Source organism: Streptococcus parasanguinis (assembly GCF_001074805.1).
Taxonomy (GTDB): Bacteria; Bacillota; Bacilli; order Lactobacillales; family Streptococcaceae; genus Streptococcus; species Streptococcus parasanguinis_A.
The window spans coordinates 35,033-60,612 of sequence record NZ_JUPI01000016.1 but is presented as its reverse complement, the minus strand read 5'-3'; the positions used below and the strand labels follow the sequence as shown (position 1 = coordinate 60,612).

General features: G+C 41.6%; 27 protein-coding genes. 5 read left to right on the top strand and 22 right to left on the bottom strand.

Annotated features, from left to right (window positions below; genetic code table 11):
- Positions 1–71: 71 nt before the first annotated feature.
- The 5 genes from ADI76_RS01470 to ADI76_RS01450 all read right to left on the bottom strand — a co-directional run bounded on the left by ADI76_RS01470 (position 72) and on the right by ADI76_RS01450 (position 4,063).
- Positions 72–1,067, bottom strand: coding sequence for a LacI family DNA-binding transcriptional regulator (locus tag ADI76_RS01470; RefSeq protein ID WP_049514237.1), 996 nt, complete (start codon positions 1,065–1,067; stop codon positions 72–74).
- A gap of 27 nt (positions 1,068–1,094) precedes the next feature.
- Complete coding sequence (locus ADI76_RS01465) at positions 1,095–1,973, bottom strand: NAD(P)H-hydrate dehydratase (protein ID WP_049514235.1); 879 nt, start codon at positions 1,971–1,973, stop codon at positions 1,095–1,097.
- A gap of 52 nt (positions 1,974–2,025) precedes the next feature.
- Positions 2,026–2,799: an HAD-IIB family hydrolase gene (locus tag ADI76_RS01460; protein ID WP_049514233.1), complete on the bottom strand. Its 774-nt coding sequence runs from the start codon at positions 2,797–2,799 to the stop codon at positions 2,026–2,028.
- 13 nt (positions 2,800–2,812) lie between these two features.
- Complete coding sequence (locus tag ADI76_RS01455) at positions 2,813–3,667, bottom strand: bifunctional methylenetetrahydrofolate dehydrogenase/methenyltetrahydrofolate cyclohydrolase (protein ID WP_049514232.1); 855 nt, start codon at positions 3,665–3,667, stop codon at positions 2,813–2,815.
- 165 nt (positions 3,668–3,832) lie between these two features.
- Complete coding sequence (locus ADI76_RS01450) at positions 3,833–4,063, bottom strand: DUF1797 family protein (RefSeq protein ID WP_003005989.1); 231 nt, start codon at positions 4,061–4,063, stop codon at positions 3,833–3,835.
- Positions 4,064–4,311: 248 nt separating this feature from the next.
- Here ADI76_RS01450 and ADI76_RS01445 point away from each other — a divergent pair, with 248 nt between their 5' ends.
- The 3 genes from ADI76_RS01445 (at position 4,312) to ADI76_RS01435 (ending at position 7,500) form a co-directional block, all read left to right on the top strand.
- Entirely contained in the window at positions 4,312–6,570 is a 2,259-nt protein-coding gene (locus tag ADI76_RS01445; protein ID WP_049514231.1) for an ATP-dependent Clp protease ATP-binding subunit, read from the top strand.
- A 110-nt stretch (positions 6,571–6,680) separates the two neighbouring features.
- Positions 6,681–7,130, top strand: coding sequence for an NUDIX hydrolase (locus ADI76_RS01440; protein WP_049514229.1), 450 nt, complete (start codon positions 6,681–6,683; stop codon positions 7,128–7,130).
- Positions 7,131–7,197: 67 nt separating this feature from the next.
- On the top strand, positions 7,198–7,500 hold the full coding sequence (locus tag ADI76_RS01435) for a DUF1827 family protein (RefSeq protein WP_049514228.1): 303 nt from the start codon (positions 7,198–7,200) through the stop codon (positions 7,498–7,500).
- 81 nt (positions 7,501–7,581) lie between these two features.
- Here the strand turns inward: ADI76_RS01435 and ADI76_RS01430 are convergent, their stop codons facing one another.
- From ADI76_RS01430 to typA, 14 genes are all read right to left on the bottom strand, one after another.
- Positions 7,582–8,016, bottom strand: coding sequence for a GNAT family N-acetyltransferase (locus ADI76_RS01430; RefSeq protein WP_049514226.1), 435 nt, complete (start codon positions 8,014–8,016; stop codon positions 7,582–7,584).
- 60 nt (positions 8,017–8,076) lie between these two features.
- Positions 8,077–10,869 carry an isoleucine--tRNA ligase gene (ileS, locus tag ADI76_RS01425; protein WP_049514225.1) on the bottom strand — a complete coding sequence of 931 codons (2,793 nt, stop codon included), beginning with the start codon at positions 10,867–10,869 and terminating at the stop codon, positions 8,077–8,079.
- Between the two features lie 253 nt (positions 10,870–11,122).
- Positions 11,123–11,950, bottom strand: coding sequence for a DivIVA domain-containing protein (locus tag ADI76_RS01420; RefSeq protein ID WP_049514223.1), 828 nt, complete (start codon positions 11,948–11,950; stop codon positions 11,123–11,125).
- Between the two features lie 9 nt (positions 11,951–11,959).
- Positions 11,960–12,751: an RNA-binding protein gene (locus tag ADI76_RS01415; RefSeq protein ID WP_049514221.1), complete on the bottom strand. Its 792-nt coding sequence runs from the start codon at positions 12,749–12,751 to the stop codon at positions 11,960–11,962.
- A 6-nt stretch (positions 12,752–12,757) separates the two neighbouring features.
- On the bottom strand, positions 12,758–13,021 hold the full coding sequence (locus ADI76_RS01410; RefSeq protein WP_003011858.1) for a YggT family protein: 264 nt from the start codon (positions 13,019–13,021) through the stop codon (positions 12,758–12,760).
- A gap of 1 nt (position 13,022) precedes the next feature.
- On the bottom strand, positions 13,023–13,652 hold the full coding sequence (locus tag ADI76_RS01405; protein ID WP_003005962.1) for a cell division protein SepF: 630 nt from the start codon (positions 13,650–13,652) through the stop codon (positions 13,023–13,025).
- Between the two features lie 9 nt (positions 13,653–13,661).
- Positions 13,662–14,330 carry a YggS family pyridoxal phosphate-dependent enzyme gene (locus ADI76_RS01400; protein ID WP_003011742.1) on the bottom strand — a complete coding sequence of 223 codons (669 nt, stop codon included), beginning with the start codon at positions 14,328–14,330 and terminating at the stop codon, positions 13,662–13,664.
- Positions 14,331–14,332: 2 nt separating this feature from the next.
- On the bottom strand, positions 14,333–15,598 hold the full coding sequence (gene ftsZ, locus ADI76_RS01395) for a cell division protein FtsZ (RefSeq protein WP_003005955.1): 1,266 nt from the start codon (positions 15,596–15,598) through the stop codon (positions 14,333–14,335).
- Positions 15,599–15,613: 15 nt separating this feature from the next.
- The gene (gene ftsA, locus ADI76_RS01390) at positions 15,614–17,002 is read right to left on the bottom strand and encodes a cell division protein FtsA (RefSeq protein ID WP_049514219.1); all 1,389 of its coding nucleotides are present in this window, start codon (positions 17,000–17,002) and stop codon (positions 15,614–15,616) included.
- A gap of 142 nt (positions 17,003–17,144) precedes the next feature.
- Positions 17,145–18,368 carry a cell division protein FtsQ/DivIB gene (locus ADI76_RS01385; RefSeq protein WP_049514218.1) on the bottom strand — a complete coding sequence of 408 codons (1,224 nt, stop codon included), beginning with the start codon at positions 18,366–18,368 and terminating at the stop codon, positions 17,145–17,147.
- Positions 18,352–19,434 carry a UDP-N-acetylglucosamine--N-acetylmuramyl-(pentapeptide) pyrophosphoryl-undecaprenol N-acetylglucosamine transferase gene (locus tag ADI76_RS01380; protein ID WP_049514216.1) on the bottom strand — a complete coding sequence of 361 codons (1,083 nt, stop codon included), beginning with the start codon at positions 19,432–19,434 and terminating at the stop codon, positions 18,352–18,354. The genes ADI76_RS01385 and ADI76_RS01380 overlap by 17 nt, the downstream gene beginning before the upstream one ends.
- Before the next feature lies 1 nt (position 19,435).
- Positions 19,436–20,785, bottom strand: coding sequence for a UDP-N-acetylmuramoyl-L-alanine--D-glutamate ligase (murD, locus tag ADI76_RS01375; protein ID WP_049472967.1), 1,350 nt, complete (start codon positions 20,783–20,785; stop codon positions 19,436–19,438).
- Positions 20,786–20,875: 90 nt separating this feature from the next.
- On the bottom strand, positions 20,876–21,124 hold the full coding sequence (locus ADI76_RS01370; RefSeq protein ID WP_049507003.1) for a DUF3165 family protein: 249 nt from the start codon (positions 21,122–21,124) through the stop codon (positions 20,876–20,878).
- Positions 21,125–21,147: 23 nt separating this feature from the next.
- Positions 21,148–22,995, bottom strand: a complete 1,848-nt coding sequence (gene typA / locus ADI76_RS01365; RefSeq protein WP_049514214.1) for a translational GTPase TypA — start codon at positions 22,993–22,995, stop codon at positions 21,148–21,150.
- 160 nt (positions 22,996–23,155) lie between these two features.
- Between typA and ADI76_RS01360 the strand changes: the two genes are divergently transcribed.
- Positions 23,156–23,878 carry a pseudouridine synthase gene (locus tag ADI76_RS01360; RefSeq protein WP_049514213.1) on the top strand — a complete coding sequence of 241 codons (723 nt, stop codon included), beginning with the start codon at positions 23,156–23,158 and terminating at the stop codon, positions 23,876–23,878.
- Positions 23,879–23,917: 39 nt separating this feature from the next.
- On the opposite strand, the gene ADI76_RS01355 is transcribed toward ADI76_RS01360, so the two are convergent.
- From ADI76_RS01355 to ADI76_RS01345, 3 genes are all read right to left on the bottom strand, one after another.
- Positions 23,918–24,151 (bottom strand): hypothetical protein, encoded by a 234-nt coding sequence (locus tag ADI76_RS01355; protein WP_006597131.1) that lies wholly within the window; start codon positions 24,149–24,151, stop codon positions 23,918–23,920.
- Between the two features lie 80 nt (positions 24,152–24,231).
- Positions 24,232–24,612 (bottom strand): rhodanese-like domain-containing protein, encoded by a 381-nt coding sequence (locus ADI76_RS01350; protein ID WP_049483930.1) that lies wholly within the window; start codon positions 24,610–24,612, stop codon positions 24,232–24,234.
- The gene (locus tag ADI76_RS01345; RefSeq protein ID WP_003017930.1) at positions 24,612–24,830 is read right to left on the bottom strand and encodes a YqgQ family protein; all 219 of its coding nucleotides are present in this window, start codon (positions 24,828–24,830) and stop codon (positions 24,612–24,614) included. The genes ADI76_RS01350 and ADI76_RS01345 overlap by 1 nt, the downstream gene beginning before the upstream one ends.
- 87 nt (positions 24,831–24,917) lie before the next feature.
- On the opposite strand from ADI76_RS01345, the gene ADI76_RS01340 reads away from it, so the two are divergent.
- Entirely contained in the window at positions 24,918–25,577 is a 660-nt protein-coding gene (locus ADI76_RS01340) for a prepilin peptidase (RefSeq protein ID WP_049514212.1), read from the top strand.
- Positions 25,578–25,580: the final 3 nt, after the last annotated feature.

Below are 25,580 nucleotides of genomic sequence, written 5' to 3'. Positions count from 1 at the left end.
CTGAGTTTTTTTGAAACGTTTCATTTTATGACTAAATTATAACAGCGCTTTCATAATTTGTCAAGCACTTTTTATAATTTTTTTGTTGTGTTTCCTTCAAAAAAATGTACCGGTAAACTTATGACATTCTGGTCTATTTTTTCTTCACGAATTAATTTAAGCAATAGTTCAACTGCTGCTTGAGCCATCTGAGCTATTTGTTGAACAATTGTAGAAAGTAAGTAAGGTTGATCAAAAGCTGGTCTTAATCCATCAAAACCAATAATCTGATAATCTTCTATAGGAATTTTTCCCATCTCCCCTAAAACTTTTATCACACGAAGGGCCATAAAATCATTTACTGTGAAAATCCCATCAATCTGAGGATGCTTTTCAAAAAAGGTTCTTATTTGCTCTTCTACTTGATTCAGTGGTTCCGGCATTTCAAGACAATAAAGGTTCGTATTTTTCTGTTTAGCCTCCGCTTTGAAACCTCTCCCCCGTTCCGTTGTTTCATTCAAATGTTTGTTCACACCACTAATGTAAGCTAGATTTTGACAATCGCGTTTGACTAATTCGCGACAAGCTAGTTGACCACCATGAAAATTTTCAGAAGTTACGTAATAGACATTTTCAGAAAAATGACGGTCAATACTGACAAAAGGTAAATTTGATGAGACATACTTATCAATATCTGAATAGGTGATCCCTATAATCCCATCTACTTTATTTTTCTCAAGTAATTTTATGTATTCTATCTCATTTTTAGAATCTTTATCCGCATTACAAATTAATAATTTATATTGATTTTTTAATAGTGCTTTTTCAACATGATAAGCAAATTCAGAAAAGAAAGGATGCCATATAGTTGGAATGAGTAAAGCAATAATATTACTACGATTCGTTTTTAATCCTCTCGCATATTCATCTGGGACATAAGAAAGTTTTTCAATTGCTTGTTGAACTTTTTTTAAGGTCACCTCTTTAATGCCTTTTTCATTATTGATGACACGAGAGACTGTCCCAACACTAACTCCAGCTTCTGCTGCAACATCTTTCATGGTAATCGATTTTTTTTGCTCATTCATTTTTTCACCTCCTTTTCTTAAATACTATCATGAAAACGTTTCATTTTCAACATTTTCGTTTAAATTGTCACTCCACTTCTTCATCCATTTGGGAATTTCTTTGCTAATGCTTGTCGGTAAAACAACATAAGCCTCCTTGCTCAAGTCTTCAGCAATAGCTGAATGAAGGTAGGTCGCGACTGCCACGCGCTCATAGAGACTGACCTGTGGAAATTGACCTGCAAACCCCGCAATCATCCCTGCCAAGGTATCTCCCATGCCACCTGTTGCCTGGTAAGGACCTCCAACATCTAGCTGATAGCCCTCTTCCTTCCCACTTGACCATATGCGCGTGTGAGGCCCCTTTTCTACTATGACAGTCCCTTCAGGAAAGTTCTGTACTGCTCTTTGGCTCCTCTCTTCTGTCTGGCTTGCTAGATCAAGTCCCGATAGTTTTTCCCATTCTTTTTGATGAGGGGTAAAGACCAACTGAGCTTCTGGCAAGTCAAATTGAGAGGTTGCAAAAAGACTAATAGCACCTCCATCTAAAATCAGAACCTGATGCCTAGAGACCTGCTCAAAAATTATTTGTAAAACTCCTTGGTTTTCATTAGATTCCTTTAAGCCCGGCCCTACTAAAATCACGCTAGCTTTTTGCACTTGCTCACAAAGGAGTTCATGATCCGCTAGATCAAAGCCCATGGCTTCAGGAAGATGGCTATGAAGGGCCGTCAGATTGTCAGGATCTGTTGCAACAGTGACCAAGCCCGCTCCACTGTGAACCGCAGCGATCGCTGCCATAATGATAGCTCCCCCATAGGGATAGGTTCCTCCAATCAGGAGCAGACGACCAAAATCTCCCTTATATGACGTCATTGGGCGCTTTACAATGACGCGCTGGATCTCTTCTTTCTGAACTCTTTTCATACTTTCCTCATTTCTAGCGAAAAAGGAGAAGACACGACTCCCCCTCCTTCTTTTATTTTCCTCTAAATTCTGCGAAGACTTGCAAGATCTTAGCAGCAACAGCTTGTGGATGATTTTGCTTGGCCACTAATTGATCATCAGCGTAAGGCCGAAGGGATGGAAAATCGCCAATTTGAACTGCATAAAGAGCTTTTTCAAAGAGCTCAATATCGTTTTGATCATTACCAAAAGCCACGAAATTTTCTCCACAGAGTTCTTCGACTGTTGTCGCTTTATGAGTGTTTGCTGGATTGAGATAGATACATTTTTCATGAGCATGATAACGAATGTGGGTCTTATTGGTCTTTTCAATTCGCTCGATGATCTCATCTACCAATTCCTCATGGGCCCCCATATAGATCACAACCTTAATCGGGTCCGTCAGGTCCTCTAAAGAACGATACTGAGCTTTTTTGAGGGGATCCACATTCGCAATAAAAGGAATCTTTTCCAAAATCTGACCACTATAATCAAAGGTATCGTCCACAAAAAATGGTAGATTGTAATGGCGACAAAAACCAAGGACTTCTCGATACACATCCTTGTCCAATTGATCCTCATAAACCAGTTGCCCCTGACGATAAGCTAGCCCGCCATTTAAGCCAATCACGAGTTGATGGCTCAGTTGCTCCCCTAAAAGGCCTAAGCAATCCCGATAAGAACGTGCAGAAGCAAAGGCGACTTCATGACCAAATTCTTCTGCTCTCAATAAGACCTGTTTAATTTCATCATCGATTGTAACACCATCGAATGACAAGGTTCCATCTAAATCAAAGACAAACTTCATCTCGCTCACACTTTCATTTTTTTAAGGTACGAACAGCTGCTTCGTAGGTCTGCTCCATCAGCATGGTAACGGTCATAGGACCAACCCCTCCTGGTACCGGAGTAATATGACTGGCCAAAGGGGCAACAGAGTCAAAATCGACATCCCCACACAATTTGCCATTCTCATCGCGATTCATCCCGACGTCAATGACAACTGCGCCTTCTTTCACGAAGTCTGCTGTCACAAATTTTGCACGACCGATCGCCACAACCAGGATATCTGCTCTTTTAGCGATTTTAGGCAGATGATGGGTCCGGGAATGGGTCAAGGTTACCGTGGCATTTTTGGCGAGGAGCAACTGCGCCATCGGTTTTCCAACGATATTGGAACGACCAATCACGACTGCACGCTTCCCTTCTAGATCAATCCCGTACTCTTTGAACATCTCCATGATCCCAGCAGGCGTCGATGGCACCATAATAGGATTTCCAGCCCATAAACGGCCCATATTCAATGGATGAAAGCCATCCACATCCTTGGTCGGATCAATCGCTAAAAGAACCGCATCCGCATCGATATGCTTAGGCAGTGGCAACTGCACTAAGATTCCATGCCAAAGAGGATTTTGATTGTAGTGTTCGATCACTTCTAATAATTCATCTTGGCTGATACTTTCAGGAAGTTGTCTTACTTCACTGCGAAAGCCTGCCGCAATAGCAGAACGCTCTTTATTTCTTACATAAATCTTGCTGGCTGGATTATCTCCTACTACGATTACAACAAGGCCAGGTACAACCCCTGTCTCTTCTTTTAATCGTACTGTTTTCTCTGCAATCTCACCCTGTAATTTAGTAGCGAGCGCCTTCCCATCAATGATTGTCGTCATGTCAATTCTCTTTCTAGTCAAGTAATGAAAATAGTCCTCTCTATTATAGCAGATTTCAAGTCTCAAACCTAACTGTTCCTATTTAGAATTTCTTATAGACGCAAACTATAGCCAGATGGACAAAAAATGAGCTTGAGACCACCCCAAACTCATCCACTCAGTTGCTTAGTAAAGCAATTCATAAATTTCCATTGCAATTAAATCAATGCTGTCAAAAGTATAGGTTTCACGCGCTTCAACATCACGAAGTGTAAAGGTTGAACCTTCTTCTTCATTGTGGTTGTAGGCTACTTCAGCGACAACAACACCGTCACGTTCAAAATTACGTTTTAAGTTTCCACCGTCTTTTGTCATCGTCTCCAAACGGTTGATAATCCGTACTAAATGTGATTCCATTTTATTTCTCCTCTTTACTTTCTACTCTCCTATTTTATCATAAAAGAGAAAGCTCTTCCAATAAAAATTCACATTTTTCCATTGATTTGCTTTCTTCAGTATTCCTAAGCGACATTTCGTAGCAAATTCTTGCAAACTTCTAGAATACTGATATAATGAAACTATAAATCTTTGACTATTTTTGACCTTTTAAAAATAGGCTATTCTCTTGATGGAAGACCATCAAAACCCTACTGTGAGGTATGTATATGCTTTGTCAAAATTGTAAAATAAATGAATCAACCATCCATTTATATACAAATGTAAATGGACGTCAGCAACAAGTAGACCTCTGTCAAAATTGCTATAAAATTATGAAAACAGACCCAAATAACAGCTTCTTGAAAGGCATGACCCAACGGAGTCAACTGACTGGAGACCCTTTCGAAGATTTCTTCAATAACCTTGGAAACTTCCAAAGTCCACAAGAACCTCAAACACCTCCAACTCAATCTGGAGGCAGTTATGGAGGTGGCGGTTACGGCCAAAACAATAACCGTAGCGGCAGTCAAGACCCACGCCAAGCTCGCCCTCAAAAGCCTAAAGGACTATTAGAAGAATTCGGTATCAATGTCACAGAAATTGCCCGCAAAGGGGATATTGACCCTGTTATCGGCCGTGATGAAGAAATTATCCGTGTCATCGAAATTCTCAACCGTCGAACCAAGAACAATCCGGTTCTGATCGGAGAACCTGGGGTCGGAAAAACTGCCGTTGTGGAAGGCTTGGCCCAAAAAATCGTCGATGGAGACGTTCCTCATAAATTGCAAGGAAAAGAAGTCATCCGCCTAGACGTCGTCAATCTCGTTCAAGGCACAGGTATTCGTGGTCAATTCGAAGAACGCATGCAAAAATTAATGGATGAAATTCGTCAACGTGAAGATGTGATTCTTTTCATCGACGAAATCCATGAAATTGTTGGCGCAGGATCTGCTGGCGAAGGCAATATGGACGCTGGAAATATCCTCAAACCAGCCTTGGCGCGCGGTGAACTCCAATTGGTCGGTGCTACTACCCTCAATGAATACCGCATCATTGAAAAAGATGCGGCCTTGGAACGTCGGATGCAACCCGTTAAGGTCGATGAGCCCACGGTTGAAGAAACCATCACCATCCTCAAAGGCATCCAGAAAAAATACGAAGACTACCACCACGTTCACTATACAGACGGGGCCATCGAAGCGGCAGCTATTCTTTCAAACCGCTACATCCAAGATCGCTTCCTGCCAGACAAGGCCATTGATTTGTTGGATGAAGCCGGGTCTAAAATGAACCTGACTCTGAACTTTGTAGATCCAAAAGTTATCGATCAGCGCTTGATTGAAGCTGAAAACCTCAAAGCTCAAGCAACCCGCGAAGAAGACTTTGAAAAAGCAGCCTACTTCCGTGACCAAATCGCGAAATACAAGGAAATGCAAGGACAACATGTCACAGATCAGGAGACTCCTGTCATCAGCGAAAAAACCATTGAGCACATCGTTGAACAAAAGACCAATATTCCTGTTGGTGATTTGAAAGAAAAGGAACAGTCTCAATTGATCAATCTGGCTTCTGATTTGAAAGCCCATGTGATCGGTCAAGATGATGCAGTGGATAAAATTGCGAAAGCCATTCGACGCAATCGTGTCGGCCTAGGATCGCCAAATCGTCCAATCGGAAGCTTCCTTTTTGTCGGACCAACCGGTGTCGGGAAGACCGAATTGTCTAAACAATTGGCGATTGAACTCTTTGGTTCTGCAGACAATATGATCCGCTTTGATATGAGCGAATACATGGAAAAACACAGCGTAGCGAAACTAGTCGGAGCTCCTCCGGGCTATGTGGGCTACGATGAAGCTGGACAACTAACTGAAAAGGTCCGCCGCAATCCATACTCTCTCGTTTTGTTGGATGAAGTTGAAAAAGCCCATCCAGACGTCATGCACATGTTCCTGCAAGTCTTGGATGATGGCCGTCTGACAGATGGTCAAGGCCGCACTGTCAGCTTTAAAGATACCATTATCATCATGACCTCTAATGCTGGAACCGGCAAAGCTGAGGCCAATGTTGGTTTTGGAGCAGCTCGAGAAGGACGCACCAACTCTGTACTTGGAGAACTCGGTAACTTCTTTAGCCCCGAATTCATGAACCGTTTTGATGGCATCATTGAATTCCAACCTCTATCAAAAGAAAACCTGCTTCAAATCGTTACCCTCATGCTCGATGAAGTCAATCAACGTCTCGCACAAAATGAGATTCATCTGGACGTGACAGAGAAGGTGAAAGAAAAATTGGTCGATCTGGGATACGATCCAAAAATGGGGGCCCGCCCACTCCGTCGTACTATCCAAGACCATATCGAAGATGCTATTACCGATTATTACCTGGAACATCCAAGTGAAAAACAACTCAAAGCCGTCTTGACCAGCAATGGGAAAATCTCTATCAAGTCTGCTCACAAACCAGTTGAACAGACTTCGGAATCATAATCAGTAAATGTACATTCAGAGACTGGAAAATCCAGTCTCTTTCTTTTTTTCCTCCAGATTTTTGCTAAAAAATATGATATAATGATGAAAAAATAAGAAAAGAGAAAACCATGACCATTCCAAGTTTTGGTGAAAAGAAACAAGATGTTGCGTATGTGAACCGATACGGTGTCTACGCTGTTATTCCCAATAAGGACCAGGATCAGATCATCCTCGTTCAAGCTCCAAATGGGGCTTGGTTCTTACCTGGCGGGGAAATCGAGGCGGGTGAAGATCACTTGCAAGCTCTGAAACGGGAACTGATCGAAGAATTAGGCTTTACCGCTATTTTAGGGCAATACTATGGCCAAGCAGACGAGTATTTTTATTCTAGCCACCGGGATACCTACTACTACAATCCTGCCTATATTTATGAAGTCGTCGACTACACAGAAACTCAAAAACCACTGGAAGATTTTAACAATCTCTCTTGGTTCCCAGTAGAGGAAGCGATTGAAAAACTCAAACGTGGCAGTCATAAATGGGGCATTGAACAGTGGAAAATTGCCCATAAAAACTAAAGGACTTCTTTCACAAAATAAAAAAAAGTGCTATAATAAATGAAGATAGAGGTCAGGAGGAACTCATATGAAGCTCATTAATACCACCAATAGTCATGCTGCACTGGTCAAGAGCCAACTTGCCAGCACTGACGCCTTGCTTGTCGAGGTTTATTCCGCGGGCAATACTGATGTTATTTTTACACAAGCCCCAACCCACTATGAATTATTGATCAGTAACAAACACCGAGCTATTCGTGAAACTGAAGTAGAAAAAATTCGTGAGTTCTTTTTAAAACGTAAGATTGATCTTCAAATCATTGACCAATCCGCTATTAAAACCCTCTACTCCGATAAACTAATTGAAATTTCCTTTCCAATTACTAAGTAAGGCCAATTTGCCTTACTTTTTTCTTTGGTATCTTTTTCCAAAAATAATCCTTTCACCTCGATTATGAGATGAAAGGATTCTTTATTTCTGATAGATCATTTTTACGTGAGGGGTAGAAGCCAAGATAAAGGGCTCGCTCACCGTTTGAAAACCTAACTTTTCATACAAGCCGACCACCTGCTCTTGAGCCTCAATTTCAATGGTCCGTCCAGGAAATCTCTGTTCACACAGGTTCAAAATTCGCTCTACCATAGCCTCTCCTAGTCCTTGACCACGACTGCCTTTGGCAACAGCCACTCGGCCAAAATGAATCGTCAACCCCGTTTCGAATATGCGAGCATAGGCATCCACACGTCCTTCCCTATTTTGATGAAAAAGGTGGATAGATCGATAATCAACATCATCGAGATCATTGTAGATCCTAGTTTGTTCCACGACAAAGGTCTCTAATCGCAGCTGAACGATCTCGTAAAACTCTTTCAGTTCTAGTTCCTTAAATTCTTTCTGGTACCACATAACTTCCTCTTTATTGAAAAGTCGCAAGGAGACTCTCTCCCTGCGATTTTTCACGTCTTATTATTTAGCTTCAAATCCTTCTGCGACTGCGTCTGCAAAGTTCTCTTCGACGATGCTTGCACAGTGATCACAGATGGTTGCGTGGTAGTGACGTTCAGCTGTTGTTGGATCGATGCGACGGCAACGGTCACAAACTTCACCAGCTGCACGTTCAACCGTGAAGGCTACATCTTCAAAGGTCACTGCACCTTCTGGAGCTGGGCCTTCTGCGATGGTCAACTCAGAAACAATCAAGAGTTGAGCAACATTGCTATCAACAGCTCCAAGAAGTGTTTTCACGACTTCGTTTGGATAAACTGTCAAATGAGCTTCTAGTGATTTACCGATCACTTTTTCATTCCGCGCTTCTTCCAAGGCTTTTTGAGCTTGACCACGGAAGTCCATGAAGGCTGACCAAGTATCCAAGATTTCTTCTTGGTTGGCAAACGTTTCTGCTTCTGGCAATTCTGACAATTGAACGAAGTCTTCCTCTTCAAACTCAAGGTAAGACCAGATTTCTTCAGCAGTGTGAGGAAGAATTGGCGTCAAGAGTTTCGTGATTTTCACCAAAATATCATAGAAGACTGTTTGCATTTGACGGCGTTCTAGCGATTTCGCTCCTTCGATGTAAACAACATCCTTGGCAAAATCAAGGTAGAAGGCTGACAAGTCAACGTTGATAAAGTTAACAAGCGCCTTGTAGATCGTCAAGAACTCAAAGTTTTCATAAGCATCACGGATGGTCTTAACAAGCTGGTTAAAGCGAATGGTCATGTACTTGTCAACTGAACGAAGCTCGTCGTAAGCAACTGTATCCTCAGCAGGGTTAAAGTCAGAAGTGTTGGCAATCAAGAAACGAAGAGTATTCCGGATCTTACGGTAAGTCTCAGACACTTGGCTCAAGATATCCATTGAGATACGCACGTCATTACTTGAGTCTACACTGGTTACCCAGAGACGCAAGATTTCAGCACCAAATTGCTTTTCAACATCACTTGGAGCAATGGTATTTCCAAGAGATTTAGACATCTTCTCACCTTTACCATCCAAAGCGAAACCTTGAGACAAGATTTGTTTGTATGGTGCTACACCATGGTTCGCCACAGAAGTGATCAGAGATGAGTTGAACCAACCACGGTATTGGTCTGAACCTTCTAGGTAAAGATCAGCTGGGTATTTGAGTTCTGGACGGTTAACCACAACCCCATTCCATGATGAACCTGAGTCAAACCAAACGTCCATGATGTCAGTTTCTTTCTTGAATTCCCCATTTGGTGAACCTGGATGGGTAAATCCTTCTGGCAAGAGGTCTTTAGCATCACGTTCCCACCAGATGATTGAACCATGCTCTTCAAAGAGTTGAGCTACATGCTCAATTGTTTCAGCTGTCATGATTGGCGTTCCGTCTTCTGCATAGAAGATTGGAAGAGGCACACCCCAGGCACGTTGACGAGAGATGACCCAGTCACCACGGTCACGAATCATGTTGTAAAGACGGACTTTCCCCCATTCTGAGTGGAATTTCACTTTTTCAATTTCGTCCAAGATATCTTGACGGAATTTTGATACTGAGGCAAACCATTGTGGAACTGCACGCCAGATGATTGGTTTTTTCGTCCGCCAGTCAAATGGGTAGGAGTGAGAGATTTCTTCTTGAGCAAGGAGCAAATCGCCAAGTTTTTCGATAACCGTTGGAACAACCTTGTCATAGAACTGACCAGCAAAGTCAGGGCCAGCATTTTCCATCATGATTCCGCGTTCGTTAACAGTAACAGCAACTTCGAGGCCATTGGCAATCCCTACATTGTAGTCATCCTCACCAAAACCAGGAGCGGTATGGACGATACCAGTACCTGAATCAAGGGTTACATGCTCACCAAGGATCACCAATTCATCTACTTCAGGATCCCATGGGTGTTCTGTAACGATATGGTTCAATTCTTTTCCTTGGTAAGTCGCAAGGACTTCAGCATTTTCCCAACCGAATTTTTCAGAAAGGCTTGGCAAGAGCTCAGATGCTACGACATACTTGCGGTCAGATCCAGCAGGTTTCACTACGACATAATCAAACTCTGCACCCACCGTCAATCCACGAGAAGCTGTAACCGTAAATGGAGTTGTTGTCCAGACAACGATGTAAGTGTCTGTATCTAGGACACCCTTACCATCTTTAACTTTGTTCGCATAGTAAAGAGACGTTGATACCAAATCATGGTATTCAATCTCTGCTTCAGCGAGGGCTGATTCAGAAGACCAAGACCAGTAAACTGGCTTAGCCCCACGGTAGATATAGCCTTTATTGGCCATTTCACCAAAGACTCGGATCTGTGCTGCTTCATAGTCAGGCGTCAAGGTTACATAAGGATGATCCCAATCACCTGAAACACCTAAGCGTTTGAAGTCTTCGCGTTGTTTATCTACTTGAGAAAGCGCATATTCACGGCAGAGTTTCAAATACTCAACCAAGTCCATTTCTTTACGTTTCACGCCTTGTTTGGCCAAGACTTGCTCAATTGGCAAACCATGAGTATCCCAACCTGGAATATAAGGGGCGTAAAATCCTGACATAGACTTAGAACGAACAATGATATCTTTTGAGATCTTGTTCATGGCATGCCCTACGTGAATATTTCCGTTGGCATAGGGAGGGCCATCATGAAGGGTAAAATGCGGTTTTCCTTCATTCAACTCTTGACGGCGTTGATACAATTTTGCATCTTCCCATTCTTTTTGCCAAACTGGTTCTTTCGTTGGAAGCCCAGCCCGCATTGGAAAAGCTGTTTTCCCAAGATTCAATGTTTCTTTAAGTTTCATTGTGTCTCCTTATTGATTTAAAAAGCTATAAAAAAACACGAGCATCCTAAAAAGGACGATTGCTCGTGGTACCACCTTTGTTCGAGAAGTCGCAAACGACTTTCTCCTCTCATCCCGTAACGAGGGAAACGTCCGTTCTTACTCAATGGTTCAGAACGAATACTGTAAAAGGATCATCCATTAAGAGGGAGTGCAGATCTTCCACCATCATCTGCTCGCTAGACCTATCATTAATGGACCTGTTTTTACAAAATTATAAAATATTGACAGATTCACGATTTGCATCATCTTCAGGTTGAATAGTTTCTTCAACCTCAACAACTTCTTCATTTTCATGACGAGCGTGCTCTGCTTCTTCTAAAGCGGATTGAACTTTTTCATTCAAACCTTCAAACGCTTGTGTTGCACCCAATTCTAAATTAGCAGCTTCGATGCGTTTTTGCAATTCTTCGATTTCAGCTGGAGAGAATTGACGAGTCAAATCAATGTTATCATCTTCTGCATGATGATGGTGAACAGATTCACCCAAAGCTTTCTCCACAATTTCACGGAAAGCTTCATCACTTGTTTGAATGTACATAGCTGTTGGACGAAGAATTTCATCCCATTCAGGTGTATCGATAATGCTCAATTGGCTTTCGATGGTTGATTTCAAACGTTGATGGAAGACGCGTGTCTTGTTCTTCAATTCCTCTGTTTCAACGGCAACCTTCTTGGCATTATCCGTTGCATGACGAAGGATTTCATTTGCTTTTTGTTTTGCTTCATCCACTAAGTGCTGTGCATCTTGTTCAGCTTGACGAACAATATTTTCAGAACGTTCGTTAGCGGCTTGTTTGACACGTTCCGCAGTATCTTGTGCAATCAAAACAGATTGACTCAATGAATCTTTCATTTCATCAAAATAGTTTAAGCGTTCTTCAAGAGCTTGAATTTTTGCTTCTTGATCATGATTTAAACGAACAAGATCTTCATAATCGCGAACAACGATATCTAGAAATTCTTCTACTTCGTTCGCATCATACCCTCTAAATTTAACGCCAAAAGTTTTATCTTTAATTTCTAAAGCAGTAAGAGCCATAACTCCTCCTCATTTTTTACTTAAGAGTACTTCAACAGTTACTTTATATTTTCCACTCTTTGAAATACCATTTTCAGAAACAATTTTAAGACGCCCAAAGCGTCGAACACTGACTAAATCATTCAGACCTACAGCATAGCTAACATTGGAAGTAGTCGCATAGTTAACTTTCACTAGACCAGAACTAATCAACTGACTAGCTTGTGAGCGCGAAAGCTTGAAGGTCCCAGCAATCACCTTATCTAACCGATAACTCGACACGAGAATATCTCGCTGCTGGCTTTCTTCCTCTACGATCATTTGTTCAGAGAGAGGAACTTCCCTCAGCTTAACAGGTACCCGAGAAATTTTCTGGATGTGATCCATGAAATAGGGAACAAAACGCTGTTCAACAAATACTTGGATCTTTCCATCACTCGTCAGAATATCTCCAAAGGACTTGCGCTCCACACCTAATTGGTGAACAATGGTCCCCAGTACCTGGGAATGGGTCAAGTGATGAAATTTTGAAGCATAGACCATTTCCAATAGGGCCAGATCAAAGTCACTTGGATCTAATTGGTAATAATCTGGAGCAACAATAACCTTGGCATACTCCATTTTCTGCTCATCGCTGGAAGCAAAGACCTGTAATTGGTAGCTTGCCGCGACATTTCGTAAAATACCGACCTGATGAGGGTTTAAAAAGCCCGTCACCTCAACAGAATAGCGTTCCACCACTCTTTCAGACAATTCAATACAACGATCAATGAATTCGTGATCTTCGCGATTGAAATGTTGGTAAATCTCTGTCTGTCCCATCGTTTTCTACCCAATCAAAAGTAGGAACAAGCGGGCTAATAACTGATTCATCAAGTTCAAGACCAAAAGTGCTACAAGAACCGTAAAATCCAAGCCTCCAAACTGCAATGGTAACTTTCTAAAAAGGCTCAAAAATGGTTCAACTAGGCGGTGAACCATTTGTCCAAGAGTACTCTGAGGTGCCCCAGGGAACCAAGATAGTAAGGCATAGATGACAAGAATGATGGAATAGATTTGAATGATATTTGATAAGTATTGAAAGATAACCATCTTAACGATTACGTTTCATATCATAGTCAAATTCTGTCACTTCCACATCATTTGGAAGGCGGATATCTTCAATGTTAACGACTACATTAATTGGAGTCAACAAGTACATGGTACTTGCAACACGACGAAGATTTCCTGCTAAAACATAACGAGCCCCATCCAAATAATCTAAACAACGACGTGCTTGTACTTCAGTCATATATTGGAAGTCAATCAAGATACTCTCATTAGATAGTAATAGATCAACAATTTCAGTCGCTTCCTCGTATTTGCGGGGATAGCGTACATCAATGGTAATCTTTTCATCTGTATTCGCACGATTAGCAGCCAATTCACGTTGACGTTCATGCAAACGAGTAATATTTTCAGATGTATTTTTCGTTGTTGAAACAGGTTCCTTCACTGCCGCTGTAGACACTGGAGTCGTAACAGGTGCGACAGGAGTCGGTTTTGGTTTTACTGGTTCTCTTTGACTAATCTGTGGACGTGGAGAAGTCACTTGAGGAGTCGGCTGTGGCTGTGGAACTGGTTGTGTTTCCGCCCCAGCTGCTTTTGCCTCGCGAACTTCTACTTCTTCACCGTCTTCTGTGAAGTAGTCAATAAAGTTGTTAAATTTATCTTTTAATGACATAGTTCTTTCCTATTTAAAAAATGATGTCCCAATTCTAACATAAGTCGCTCCGTTCGCAATGGCTACTTCAAAGTCACGACTCATACCCATACTTAGTTCTGAAAAAGGCATATTTTTTAATTGTTTCTTTTCTAGTTGTTTCTGAAGTTGGTGAGTTTTTGAAAAAATATCCTGCAACTCTTCTTGACTAGCCTCAAAAGGAGCCATCGTCATTAAACCAACAATTTCAATTTTGTCCAGCTGTGCGATTTCCGCTAAAACATCATCCAGTTCATCGGGTGCAAATCCATGCTTACTTTCTTCACCAGAAATGTTCACTTGGAGGAAACACTTGATCGGGTGTTCTGCTCGCTTTTGAATTTCTTGAGCCAGCTTCACCGAATCCAAGGCATGAAAGTAATCGACGAGATTAATCACGTCTTTTACTTTCCGCCGTTGGAGGCTCCCAATCAAGTGCCAAGTGAGGTCATACTCTTTTAGAGCTTGATACTTTTCTAGGAATTTATCGACACGATTTTCACCGATATGTTGGATACCTGTTTTCACCAGTGCTTCTGTTGTGGCAACATCCACATACTTGGTAACAGCTATCACATTAACTTGATCTTGACGGTTAGCTTTGTTTCTTGCTGTTTCTACTTGTTGCCGAACAAGATCAGCATTCTCTACCAGATTCATGATTAACGATTCCGGAAGAATGGTGGTGTTTCCAATTCATCATCATCTGAAGATGAATCTACGTAACGATCAACTTGATGTGTTGATGTTGGTTCAGTTTGGCGAACGATATTCTCACGACGAATATCCCAATCACCAAAGGCTGAGCCACGGTTTGGTTCTACCGCTGGACGACTTGGAGTTGTTGGCAATTCAACATCTTGTTTCAAATCAAATTCACGGTCAAATGGTGCAGCTTGTGGGCGTTGTTCACGTGGTCCTGTTTTATAAGGACGTTGTGAGGAAGCAATTCCGCTAACGCGTTCTACCTTGTCTTGACGGACACCAGTTGCAACAACCGTCACGCGGATTTCATCTTTAAGAGATTCATCAATAGATGTACCCAACCAGATGTTCACTCCGTGACCTGCAGCTTGGTTCACAATTTCTGAAGCTTCTTCAGCTTCGATCAATGTCATATCCAAACCACCTGTTACGTTGACGATCACGTCTTCTGCACCATCAATTGTAGTTTCAAGAAGTGGAGAGTAAATGGCTTTACGAGCCGCTTCGATAACGCGTTCTTCACCGCTACCAACACCAATACCCATGAGGGCATTTCCTTTGTTTTCCATAACAGTCTTCACGTCTGCAAAGTCAAGGTTGATCAATCCAGGACTTGTGATCAAGTCAGTGATCCCTTGAACACCTTGACGAAGAACGTTATCTGCTTCACTCAAAGCTTCAAGAAGTGGTGTCTTCTTGTCTACAATTTCAAGCAAGTTGTTATTAGAAATAATCAACAAGGTATCTACATGTTCGCGAAGTTCGTTGATCCCTTCAATAGCGAAGTTGCCACGTTTTGAACCTTCAAACCCGAATGGACGAGTGACAACGGCTACTGTCAAAGCACCTACTGCTTTTGCAATACGAGCGATGACTGGTGCAGCACCTGTACCAGATCCTCCACCCATCCCTGCAGTGATGAAGACCATGTCTGCACCTTGCAAAGCTTCTGTTAACACTTCTTCGCTTTCTTCAGCTGCCTTACGACCAACTTCAGGTTGACCTCCAGCACCCAATCCACGAGTCAATTTTGGACCCAATTGGATAACTGTTTCAGCTTTTGCACTTGAAAGTGCTTGAACATCTGTATTAGCTGCGATGAATTCTACACCGGCAACGCCTTCGTCAATCATACGATTGATGGCGTTACCGCCACCGCCACCGACACCGATTACTTTAATTACTGCACCTTGTGCCGCTGCTGTGTCAAATGAAAATGTCATAAATACTTACACTCCTTAATCAAACATATTACCGATCAAATTTTTCATTCGGTCTGTGAATGTAGTTTTTGGTTCTTGTTTGCTATCATTGCTTGCTGCTGGAATTTCTTGAGTATCCACTGGAGATTCAATCTTCTCAGCATTGTATGCAGGTACTACCGGTTGTGCTGGAGCAGCAGGTTGTGGTTGTACTTGTGGTTGCACTGGACGATCAAATTGAATCGGTTGTTGACGCAAGACTTCGTCTCCATGAACCGCAGCTTGAGCAATAATATCCACATCTGTCAAATTGCCTGCATATTCAGACAAGCTAATTACATGGGCAAAAGCTGGATTGCGAATTCCAATTTGATTTGGAACAAACAATTTCACATTTACACCAAAGACTTCTTGAGCCAATTCTTCAACACCAGGAAGGATCGCACCTCCACCGATAATCACAATACCACCAGGAAGATCCAACAAATGTCTTCTCTCAAGGTCTTGTTTGATTTGCTCAAAGATGTGTTTAATACGTGCTGAAATGATTTCAGCTAAGTACTTCTCAGTCACTTCAACTGGCTCTACTTCACCGATGACTTCTACATGGAAGACTTCGTTTCCAGCAGATGGCACATAGGCCTCACCATAGTTGAACTTCAAGCCTTCTGCCAATTTTTGAGAAGTTTTCAATACTTTAGAAATATCTTTGGTAACATAATCGCCACCTTCTTGGTAGATATTTGTAAATTGAAGTTCTTGGCTACGAACAGATGCCACCGTTGTTTGGCCACCACCCATATCGATCACCGTTGCTCCGAATTCACGTTCGCCTTCATTCAAGACTGTTTTGATCATCGCAAGCGGTGAAATGATGATGTTTTCAACTTGTAAGCCTGCACGTTCAACGGTTTTACGCAAATTGTGCAAGATTGTACGAGGTCCTGTATAAAGAAGGCCACGCATTTCAAGTCGGATCCCCATCATTCCGCGTGGATCGCGGATCCCTTGGAAACCATCAACTGTGAATTCCTCAGGAATGAAGGTGATTACTTCACGATCCGGTGTCATACTTTTTGTGAGTGCAGATTTGACAACATTTTCAACATCTGCATCTGTGATTTCTTTCGAATCACTTGTGACTGGAATCATTCCTTGAGTTGCTTCGATTTGTAGTAAGTTTGCAGGCAACCCAACATTGACTAGATTGATTGAAATCCCTGCTTTTTCTTCAGCTTGGCTGATTGCATTTTTAATTGCATTTGAAGCAGCTTCGATATCTACTATAATTCCATCTTTGACGCCAGCACTTTTTGCATTGCTGACTCCAATTACATTCATTTCTCCATTGACATGTTCTGCCACCAATACTTTTATTGAACTAGTACCGATATCTAAACCTGTAAAAAAGCCGTCTCTAGCCATTACACCAGTCCTCTCTCTTTATTTGTTTTCACTTTACATCTATTTATAGCCCTTTTAGTTGGAACTATCCAAACTTCATTATATCACAAAGAAGCCTAAAATGGACATTTTTTCTTCAATTATTTGAGATAATTTATGGGCTTTACTCATTCCCAGAAGAATTCTCCCCTTCTGGATTCTGTTCTTGATTCTGTTCTTGGCTTGCTTCCTCAGAATGTTCATTCTGATTTTCTGTACTTTCAGCCTTTTCTTTCTCAGCTTGCTCTTTGGCATCTGCGATGGATTGTTCACTATAGCTGAAAACTCCAGCCTCCATATCGATAGTCGAATCATCGTCTAATTGCTTACTAATGGCTTTATAATAAGGAAGCTTGCGGGTTATTTGGGAAACAGGCACCAAGATTTTATTATCGTTTTTCATGGTGATGGTCACCAGATCCTTGGTGACCTTACTTGGTGTCAGATCTACCGAAACAATTTTATCCGTAATGGAAGAAGATATAGACTTCATTTCTTGGACAAATTGTCTAACCAATTCTCGATCTGAGAATTTTAAACTAATATAGGAGGACGGCAATTCCGAAGCTGGAGTTACTGTCTCAACGACTTCTCCATTTTCCAATACTGGATAGTGGTCTTCTCCGGTCACATAATAAGCAACTACTTTGTGTTCCACGATATTGACTTTAAAGGTCACCGGGAATTGATAATGCATGTGAACCTCTTTGATCCATGGACTAGCCGTTTTCATATTTTGTTCATAGACCGATTTATGAAGGAAGGTCGTCAGAGTATAATCTTCTTCTTTGATGCGACTTTTTTCATATAAGAGTTGCTGGTCAACCGCTTTGTTCCCTGAAAATTCAATCACTTTCTGTGTGGACAAGGGACTTAAAAAATAGATTGAGAGAAGGGCGACAATCGAGCTGATTCCGATAACCGGAAGGGCACGATAGATATGGCGTTTTGCCACTGTCGGTTCCTTCTTTGGCTTTTTCGTCTTTAAGCCTTTAAAAAATGAAGGCTTTTTCTCTTGCTTCTCTGAAGGATCTAGCTCCTCTACAGCCGGATCATCCTCTTCTCCTTCTGAACTTTCTCCATCTGCTTCTGGATCCTCTTCGGCCTCAGATTCATCTTCCTCTTCAGACTCTTTTCGTTCGTCAGATTCTTCCTCTGAGACGGAAGCTGTTTCTTTTTCTGAAAGGTCTTCGTCTTCTTTTGCTTCTTCGCTTTCAGTTTCCTCTGTTTCAGCTTCTTCCGCTTTTTCAAGCGCTTTTTTTTCTAAATATTCTTTGTTTCTTTTTTGCCAGGCTGACAATTCTGTAATTTTGTCATCCGTTGGCGTTTTTTTATTGTCGTCCGTCATCTTTTCCCTTACTGATATCTTTTTGAAGCAGGCCATAAAAATCGTCTAGTGAAAGGAGTTCTGTCGATTTTTCCATTGCTTGGTGGTAGACTTGGCTTTGCTTCAACATTTCTTGAATGGTTTCATTGAAGGTTTCGAGCGTCAATTGCTCTTCCTGCAATTGCTCTGCATAACCTTTATCCACAAAATATTGGGCATTTTCAATCTGATCGCCACGGCTGGCTTCTTTTCCTAGCGGTACAATCAAATGGAGTTTGTTCATAGCTAAGAGCTCAAATAAGGTATTGGCCCCACCTCTAGTCACCACTAAATCAGCCTTCTGGAGCATTGGCAAATACTGATCCGTTACATAATCCACTCGATACAAACCGCCCTCAGCCTGATTCAATGTTGAATCGCCTGTCAAATTGATGATATTGTAGTGCTGCATGAGCTCTGCTTTGTGCTCTGTCACAAATTCATTAAAGACACGCGCACCAGCTGATCCTCCGACAAAGAGAAGAGTCGGCAAGTCTTTTCGGAAACCTTTTGTTTTTTCTTCTAATTTTTCAGAAGTTGTCGGAATACGATCTGTGACCTTGGTTACCGCACCGATATGCGCACTCTTTGTTAAACCATGAGCTTGCTCAAAAGTCGTGTACATCTTGGTAGCGAATTTATAAGCAATTTTATTGGCCAATCCCATCGAGAGATCCGACTCATGGATATAGACAGGGACACGCGTGAGTCTAGCTGCGATCACCGGCGGCACAGAGACAAATCCCCCTTTTGAGAAGAGAACTTGTGGGCGCACACGAAGCAGGATTGCAATGGACTGGAGCGTTCCCCAAGCTACCTTGAACACATCCATCATATTTTGGAAAGAGAAATAACGGCGCAATTTCCCCGTTGCAATTGAATGGAAGCGTACGTCTAAGCCAGACTTTTTGATCTCTTGGTATTCGATTCCTTTTTTGTCCCCAATATAATGAACTTCCCATCCATCTTCGATAAATTTTGGAATCAAGAGGAGATTAAGGGTCACATGTCCCACGGTTCCCCCACCAGTAAACATTATTTTTTTCATCTTATTTCAACCCTTTTACTGTAGCAAGGAATTCATCCCCACGCACTTCAAAATTCGGATACATATCCCAGCTGGCATTAGCAGGACTTAGTAGCACAACATCTCCGGGGCTAGCCAAGTCGAAGGCTTTCTTTGTAGCATCCGCTACATCTGCCGCATCAACATAAGAGACGCCAGCTTTATCTGCTGCGCGTTTCACTCGAGGAGCTGATTCCCCTAGAATCACCATTTCCTTTAAACCAGTAATGTGAGGCACCAATTCATCAAATTCATTGCCACGATCGAGCCCCCCTGCAATCAAGATCACCTTGCTGTTATCAAAACCAGAAAGAGCTTTTTGTGTTGCTAGAATATTAGTCGATTTGCTATCATTGTAGAATTTGACACCTTGAATCTCATCCACATATTGAAGACGGTGTTTCACTCCTCCAAAGGCTGACAAGGTTTCTTTAATGACCTCATTCTCTACTCCCCGGACTTTTGCGACCGCAATCGTTGCCAAGGCATTCTCTACATTGTGGCTACCTGGAACTCCCAGTTCATCTGCTCGCATAACAACTTCTCCCTTAAACTTGAGAAGTCCATCTTCCAAATAAGCCCCATCCACTTTTTCAACCGTTGAAAATGGAAGGACCCTTGCCTTGGTTTTTGTAGCGAGTTCTTTGGCCAGGTCTTGATTGAAGTTCAAGACAATGACATCTTTTTCTGTCATATTCTTTTGAAGATTCCATTTGGCAGCTACATAATTTTCAAAAGAACCATGATAGTCGATATGGGTCGGCATGAGGTTGGTAATCACTGCAATCTCTGGATGGAAGGCTTCAATTCCCATCAATTGGAAAGAAGACAATTCCATGACCAGAACATCCTTTTCTGTTGCTGTTTGTGCAACTTGACTAGCTGGAAAACCGATATTTCCAGACAATAGACCACCTTGACCGGCAGCCGTCAAGACTTCCCCGATCATGGTTGTCGTCGTCGTTTTTCCGTTTGATCCTGTAATCCCAATAATTGGCGCATCCGAAATCAGATAGGCCAATTCCACTTCAGTGAGGACGGGAATGCCTTTTTCAAGCGCTTTTTCAACCATTGGATTCGAATAAGGGATTCCTGGATTTTTGACCATGACTGCAAAGTCTTCATCCAACAATTCCAAAGGGTGACCTCCTGTCACAACTTTAATCCCTTCTTCCAGTAAACTTTGTGCTGCTGGATTTTCTTCAAAAGGTTTGCCATCATTGACGGTCACAATCGCTCCTAAGCGATCCAACAAACGGGCAGCTGACTCGCCTGACTTAGCCAAACCTAATACAAGAACCTTTTTATTTTCAAATTGTTTCACAAATTTCATGATTTCTTCGCTCCATTTTTATCACTCTCTATTTTACCTTTTTTTAGCAAAATTAAAAAGCCCAAAGGGCTTTAAAAATCACGTCACCGTTTATTTTTTCTGTTTGGTCGTCATTTTGGAAATATCTACCAAAGCCAGGTAGCCAACAAAGGCCAGAAAGGCACCGACAAAAAACTCGGACGGTAGTTGGAATATCTGAAAAATGGCTAGACAAGCAAGGACGATAAAAGAGACGATCAAGACCACCATTGTGACACTGTTTAAGGTACCACGAATACTCTTTGGGGTCATAAAAAGGTAAAAAAGGAGAATCAAAATCCCTAAGATAAAATAGACCATTTTGTTTCTCCTTTCTTTTCGTATTATTCAGCAGCTGCTGATTTTTTCTTTTTATTTGCTTTTTCGCGTTCTGCTTTGTTCAAGATTTGTTTACGCAAACGGATAGATTCAGGTGTTACTTCCATGTACTCATCGTCGTTCAAGAACTCAAGAGATTCTTCCAAAGTTAAGATACGAGGAGTCTTGATAACCGCTGTTTGGTCCTTGGTAGCTGAACGAACGTTGGTCATTTGTTTTGCTTTCGTAATGTTGACAGTCAAGTCGTTCTCACGAGAGTTTTCCCCAATGATCATTCCTTCGTAAACTTCTGTACCTGGATTGACAAAGATCGTACCACGTTCTTCAATAGACATGATCGAGTATGTCGTTGCTTTCCCGTTATCGATGGAAACAAGAGCACCACGGTGACGTCCACCAATTTCTCCTGGAATCACCGGCAAGTATTGGTCAAAGGTGTGGTTCATGATTCCGTAACCACGTGTCATTGACAAGAACTCTGTTGAATATCCAATTAACCCACGCGCTGGAACAAGGAAGACCAAACGAGTTTGACCGTTACCAGTTGCGACCATATCCAACATTTCACCTTTACGTTCAGAAAGGCTTTGGATAACAGATCCTTGGTATTCTTCTGGTGTGTCGATTTGCACACGCTCAAATGGTTCACATTTGACACCATCAATTTCCTTGATGATCACTTCTGGACGAGATACTTGCAATTCGTATCCTTCACGACGCATGGTTTCAATCAAGATAGACAAGTGCAATTCCCCACGTCCTGAAACTGTCCATTTATCAGGTGAGTCAGTCGGGTCAACACGAAGAGAGACGTCTGTTTGCAATTCGGCTTGCAAGCGTTCTTCGACCTTACGAGAGGTCACCCATTTTCCTTCACGACCAGCAAATGGTGAGTTATTCACCAAGAAGGTCATTTGAAGGGTTGGTTCGTCGATGTGAAGGATTGGAAGAGCTTCAACTGCATCTGTCGGTGTGATGGTTTCTCCAACGAAGATATCTTCCATACCAGAGATAGCAATCAAGTCACCAGCTTTAGCTTCTTGAATCTCACGACGTTCCAAACCAAAGAAACCAAAGAGTTTGGTAACACGGAAGCTCTTAGTCGTTCCATCCAATTTAGAAAGGGTAACTTGGTCCCCAACCTTAACTGTACCACGGAAGACACGTCCGATACCGATACGACCAACGAAGTCATTGTAGTCAAGAAGAGACACTTGGAATTGAAGGGGCTCATCTGAGTTATCAACTGGAGCTGGGATGTGGTCGATAATGGTGTCAAAGATTGGCGCCATAGTCTTTTCTTGATCTGCTGGATCATCTGACAAGGATGATGTTCCGTTGATCGCTGATGCATAAACAACTGGGAAGTCAAGCTGGTCATCATCCGCACCTAGCTCGATGAAGAGTTCCAAGACTTCGTCTACTACTTCTGCTGGACGAGCAGATGGCTTATCGATTTTATTAACTACAACGATCGGCACAAGATCTTGTTCCAAGGCTTTTTTCAATACGAAACGAGTCTGAGGCATAGTTCCTTCGTAGGCATCTACGACCAATACAACCCCGTCAACCATTTTCATGATCCGTTCCACTTCTCCACCGAAGTCCGCGTGTCCTGGTGTGTCCATGATATTGATCCGAGTTCCGTTATAAGCAACGGCTGTATTTTTAGCAAGAATGGTAATCCCACGTTCTTTTTCAAGATCGTTTGAGTCCATTGCACGTTCTTGCAATTCTTTACGTTCATCCAAGGTGTGCGATTGTTTCAACAATTCGTCTACCAAGGTTGTTTTACCATGGTCAACGTGGGCAATGATCGCAACGTTACGAATATCTTCTCTTAATTTTGTCATGATTTCCTCTATATAATTTTAAATAATATTTCTAACTGAACAATTATACCACAGTCCCGTTTAAAAAACACAGTTCAGCTAGTTGTAAATGTTTTCAATAGAAAATCCACTTTTTCCCTTTTCTTTTCAAAAGCACTGACTTATGATAAGATAAGCTGGTATGCGATTAGATAAAATATTAGCCCAAGAAAAAGTTAGTCGAAAAGGCATGAAACAGGCTCTTCTAAAAAAAGAAATTTTGGTAGATGGACTTCCGGCTTATTCCCTTGCACAGAATGTTGATACAGGGTTGCAAGAGCTAATTTTCAAAGATAGAATAATCGAAGGATATGAGCACATCTACCTCATGCTCCATAAGCCAAATGGTGTCGTGACAGCAAGTAAGGACAAGGAACTGCTAACAGTCATGGACATACTACCTCAACATCTCCAGTCAGACCAACTCTATGCAATTGGTCGACTGGATCGAGATACGATGGGTCTTCTTCTCTTAACAGATAATGGGCCCCTTGGTTTTCAACTTCTTCATCCTCAATATCATGTAGATAAAACTTATCAAGTTGAAGTCAATGGACCGCTCTCATCAGAACATATCCAAAAGTTCAAAGATGGGATTATCTTTTTAGATGGAACTAGCTGTAAACCTGCTCAACTGGAGATTCAAGTTTCAAGCCCCAATCTAAGCAGAGCCACCATCACCATCTCTGAAGGGAAGTTTCATCAGGTCAAGAAAATGTTCCTCTCTGTCGGTGTCAAGGTCACTGCCTTAAAACGTGTTCAGTTCGGGGATTTTACATTAGATTCAGAGCTAGCAGAGGGTCAATACCGCCCTTTGAACCAAGATGAATTACAGATTATTAAAAACTATATAGAAAACAGTTGATAAAACAAAAAAAGCTTTAGTTTTAAAGCTTTTTTTGTTTTAATTAATTCCCGAAAGTTGTGAGATAAACATGAGACAGAAAATTACAGAAAGCACAATCCCTACAATAGAGAGAATTTTTTCTGTCGTATAGTCTAGTCCAGACTCGTTTTGATTTAAAATAGCCAAGGCCAAACCTAAAATACCAAAAATAATACTTAACAATGGAAATATAAAGGCAACAATAATAGATATGATACCCATAACAAATGAGGAATTGTTCTTTTCTTGCATGTTCACAAACTCCCTTATAATTTATGCTATAAAAAGTCAGTTATAAATAGAACTATTATATGGCAACTTTTTACATCCTATTAACTGGACTTTACCTTACCATTCCAAGAATCAAGACCATAAGACAAGACATAAATGTCTGTATAGCCCTGTTTCTTGAGATAGAGAGCCGCATTGGTTACACGCGAACTACGGCTATTTTCGTACAATAAAATTGGTTTGTCCTTGCGTAAGGCACCTGTACTCAGCTTCAATTGACTGGAAGGAATATTACGTGCACCCAAGATATGCTTGGCATGAAACTCAACTGGCTCTCGCAAGTCAATCAACTGCCCTTTACGAATCAACTCTTCAAAAGCGGCATTGTCCACAAATTTAGCAGCTTTACGGATGCGGAAATAATTAAAGGCCATCCATCCAACTACTCCTAAAACAACCAACCAAAAAATGATATTTCCCATCACTCTACCTCACTCTTTTTCAAAAATTCTAATTCTTGCTTGTGTTCTCTTCTTAAAACGGTATCGGCTTCTAAATAATCGAGCCGCTCCATCAAGCCTGCATCATAAAGACGTTGAAGCTCAATTTTCATCAATTCGATGTCATAGAGGCGCTTCCCCACATAAATGATGATTCCAAAACGTTTTAAAAATTGTTGAACATCATACAGGTTTTTCATGTTCATTATTGTATCAAATTTAGAAAGGCTTTACAAGATTTTCAAGTAAATGAGGTGATTTTTCGATTTGTTTACGAATAAATAAGTATGATCAACTTTTATTTTTTTACCATCGGTACTTGTTTCGCCTCTTTTTTGGGACTAGTGGTCGATCGCTTCCCAAACCAATCCATTCTCACTCCTCGCAGTCATTGCGATCACTGCCAGCACGTCCTTGGCGTTTGGGATCTGATTCCTATTCTCTCGCAACTACTGCATCGTTTTCGCTGTCGCTATTGTCATCAGACCTACCCATTTTGGTACTGCCTTTTTGAGATCTGGTGTGGCCTGATCTTCTCAGCCTGTGCCAATGGTTTTCTTTCTCTTCCTCAACTTCTGACGTTACTCGGATCTGCTGTTTTAGCCATCTATGACCTACGCTTTATGGAATACCCCTTGGCCATCTGGTGTTGTCTCCATGCCTTAGTCCTCTTTTTATCCGGTAGTAATCTCCTCATGCTGGTCTTTTTACTCCTTGCGTTGGGGGCTCACTTTTTCTTTATTGGAATGGGGGCGGGAGATTTTCTCTTACTCGCCACCTTCTCACTGACCTTTTCTTCTACCAAGATCCTCATTCTCATCCAAATTGCATCCATCTTAGGCATTCTCTTCTTTGCTCTCAAAAAAGAAAGAGACCGGATTCCCTTTGTTCCCTGTCTCTTTCTCAGTTATCACGTTTTACTTCTTTATACGATGTTTTTTAGATAAGCT

What these genes read in the sequence shown, in the direction of transcription:
- ADI76_RS01470 (WP_049514237.1), bottom strand. Translation starts at nt 1,067, where the DNA reads ATGAATGAGCAAAAAAAATCGATTACCATGAAAGATGTTGCAGCAGAA.
- ADI76_RS01465 (WP_049514235.1), bottom strand. Translation starts at nt 1,973, where the DNA reads ATGAAAAGAGTTCAGAAAGAAGAGATCCAGCGCGTCATTGTAAAGCGC.
- ADI76_RS01460 (WP_049514233.1), bottom strand. Translation starts at nt 2,799, where the DNA reads ATGAAGTTTGTCTTTGATTTAGATGGAACCTTGTCATTCGATGGTGTT.
- ADI76_RS01455 (WP_049514232.1), bottom strand. Translation starts at nt 3,667, where the DNA reads ATGACGACAATCATTGATGGGAAGGCGCTCGCTACTAAATTACAGGGT.
- ADI76_RS01450 (WP_003005989.1), bottom strand. Translation starts at nt 4,063, where the DNA reads ATGGAATCACATTTAGTACGGATTATCAACCGTTTGGAGACGATGACA.
- ADI76_RS01445 (WP_049514231.1), top strand. Translation starts at nt 4,312, where the DNA reads ATGCTTTGTCAAAATTGTAAAATAAATGAATCAACCATCCATTTATAT.
- ADI76_RS01440 (WP_049514229.1), top strand. Translation starts at nt 6,681, where the DNA reads ATGACCATTCCAAGTTTTGGTGAAAAGAAACAAGATGTTGCGTATGTG.
- ADI76_RS01435 (WP_049514228.1), top strand. Translation starts at nt 7,198, where the DNA reads ATGAAGCTCATTAATACCACCAATAGTCATGCTGCACTGGTCAAGAGC.
- ADI76_RS01430 (WP_049514226.1), bottom strand. Translation starts at nt 8,016, where the DNA reads ATGTGGTACCAGAAAGAATTTAAGGAACTAGAACTGAAAGAGTTTTAC.
- ileS (WP_049514225.1), bottom strand. Translation starts at nt 10,869, where the DNA reads ATGAAACTTAAAGAAACATTGAATCTTGGGAAAACAGCTTTTCCAATG.
- ADI76_RS01420 (WP_049514223.1), bottom strand. Translation starts at nt 11,950, where the DNA reads ATGGCTCTTACTGCTTTAGAAATTAAAGATAAAACTTTTGGCGTTAAA.
- ADI76_RS01415 (WP_049514221.1), bottom strand. Translation starts at nt 12,751, where the DNA reads ATGGGACAGACAGAGATTTACCAACATTTCAATCGCGAAGATCACGAA.
- ADI76_RS01410 (WP_003011858.1), bottom strand. Translation starts at nt 13,021, where the DNA reads ATGGTTATCTTTCAATACTTATCAAATATCATTCAAATCTATTCCATC.
- ADI76_RS01405 (WP_003005962.1), bottom strand. Translation starts at nt 13,652, where the DNA reads ATGTCATTAAAAGATAAATTTAACAACTTTATTGACTACTTCACAGAA.
- ADI76_RS01400 (WP_003011742.1), bottom strand. Translation starts at nt 14,330, where the DNA reads ATGAATCTGGTAGAGAATGCTGATCTTGTTCGGCAACAAGTAGAAACA.
- ftsZ (WP_003005955.1), bottom strand. Translation starts at nt 15,598, where the DNA reads ATGACATTTTCATTTGACACAGCAGCGGCACAAGGTGCAGTAATTAAA.
- ftsA (WP_049514219.1), bottom strand. Translation starts at nt 17,002, where the DNA reads ATGGCTAGAGACGGCTTTTTTACAGGTTTAGATATCGGTACTAGTTCA.
- ADI76_RS01385 (WP_049514218.1), bottom strand. Translation starts at nt 18,368, where the DNA reads ATGACGGACGACAATAAAAAAACGCCAACGGATGACAAAATTACAGAA.
- ADI76_RS01380 (WP_049514216.1), bottom strand. Translation starts at nt 19,434, where the DNA reads ATGAAAAAAATAATGTTTACTGGTGGGGGAACCGTGGGACATGTGACC.
- murD (WP_049472967.1), bottom strand. Translation starts at nt 20,785, where the DNA reads ATGAAATTTGTGAAACAATTTGAAAATAAAAAGGTTCTTGTATTAGGT.
- ADI76_RS01370 (WP_049507003.1), bottom strand. Translation starts at nt 21,124, where the DNA reads ATGGTCTATTTTATCTTAGGGATTTTGATTCTCCTTTTTTACCTTTTT.
- typA (WP_049514214.1), bottom strand. Translation starts at nt 22,995, where the DNA reads ATGACAAAATTAAGAGAAGATATTCGTAACGTTGCGATCATTGCCCAC.
- ADI76_RS01360 (WP_049514213.1), top strand. Translation starts at nt 23,156, where the DNA reads ATGCGATTAGATAAAATATTAGCCCAAGAAAAAGTTAGTCGAAAAGGC.
- ADI76_RS01355 (WP_006597131.1), bottom strand. Translation starts at nt 24,151, where the DNA reads ATGCAAGAAAAGAACAATTCCTCATTTGTTATGGGTATCATATCTATT.
- ADI76_RS01350 (WP_049483930.1), bottom strand. Translation starts at nt 24,612, where the DNA reads ATGGGAAATATCATTTTTTGGTTGGTTGTTTTAGGAGTAGTTGGATGG.
- ADI76_RS01345 (WP_003017930.1), bottom strand. Translation starts at nt 24,830, where the DNA reads ATGAAAAACCTGTATGATGTTCAACAATTTTTAAAACGTTTTGGAATC.
- ADI76_RS01340 (WP_049514212.1), top strand. Translation starts at nt 24,918, where the DNA reads ATGATCAACTTTTATTTTTTTACCATCGGTACTTGTTTCGCCTCTTTT.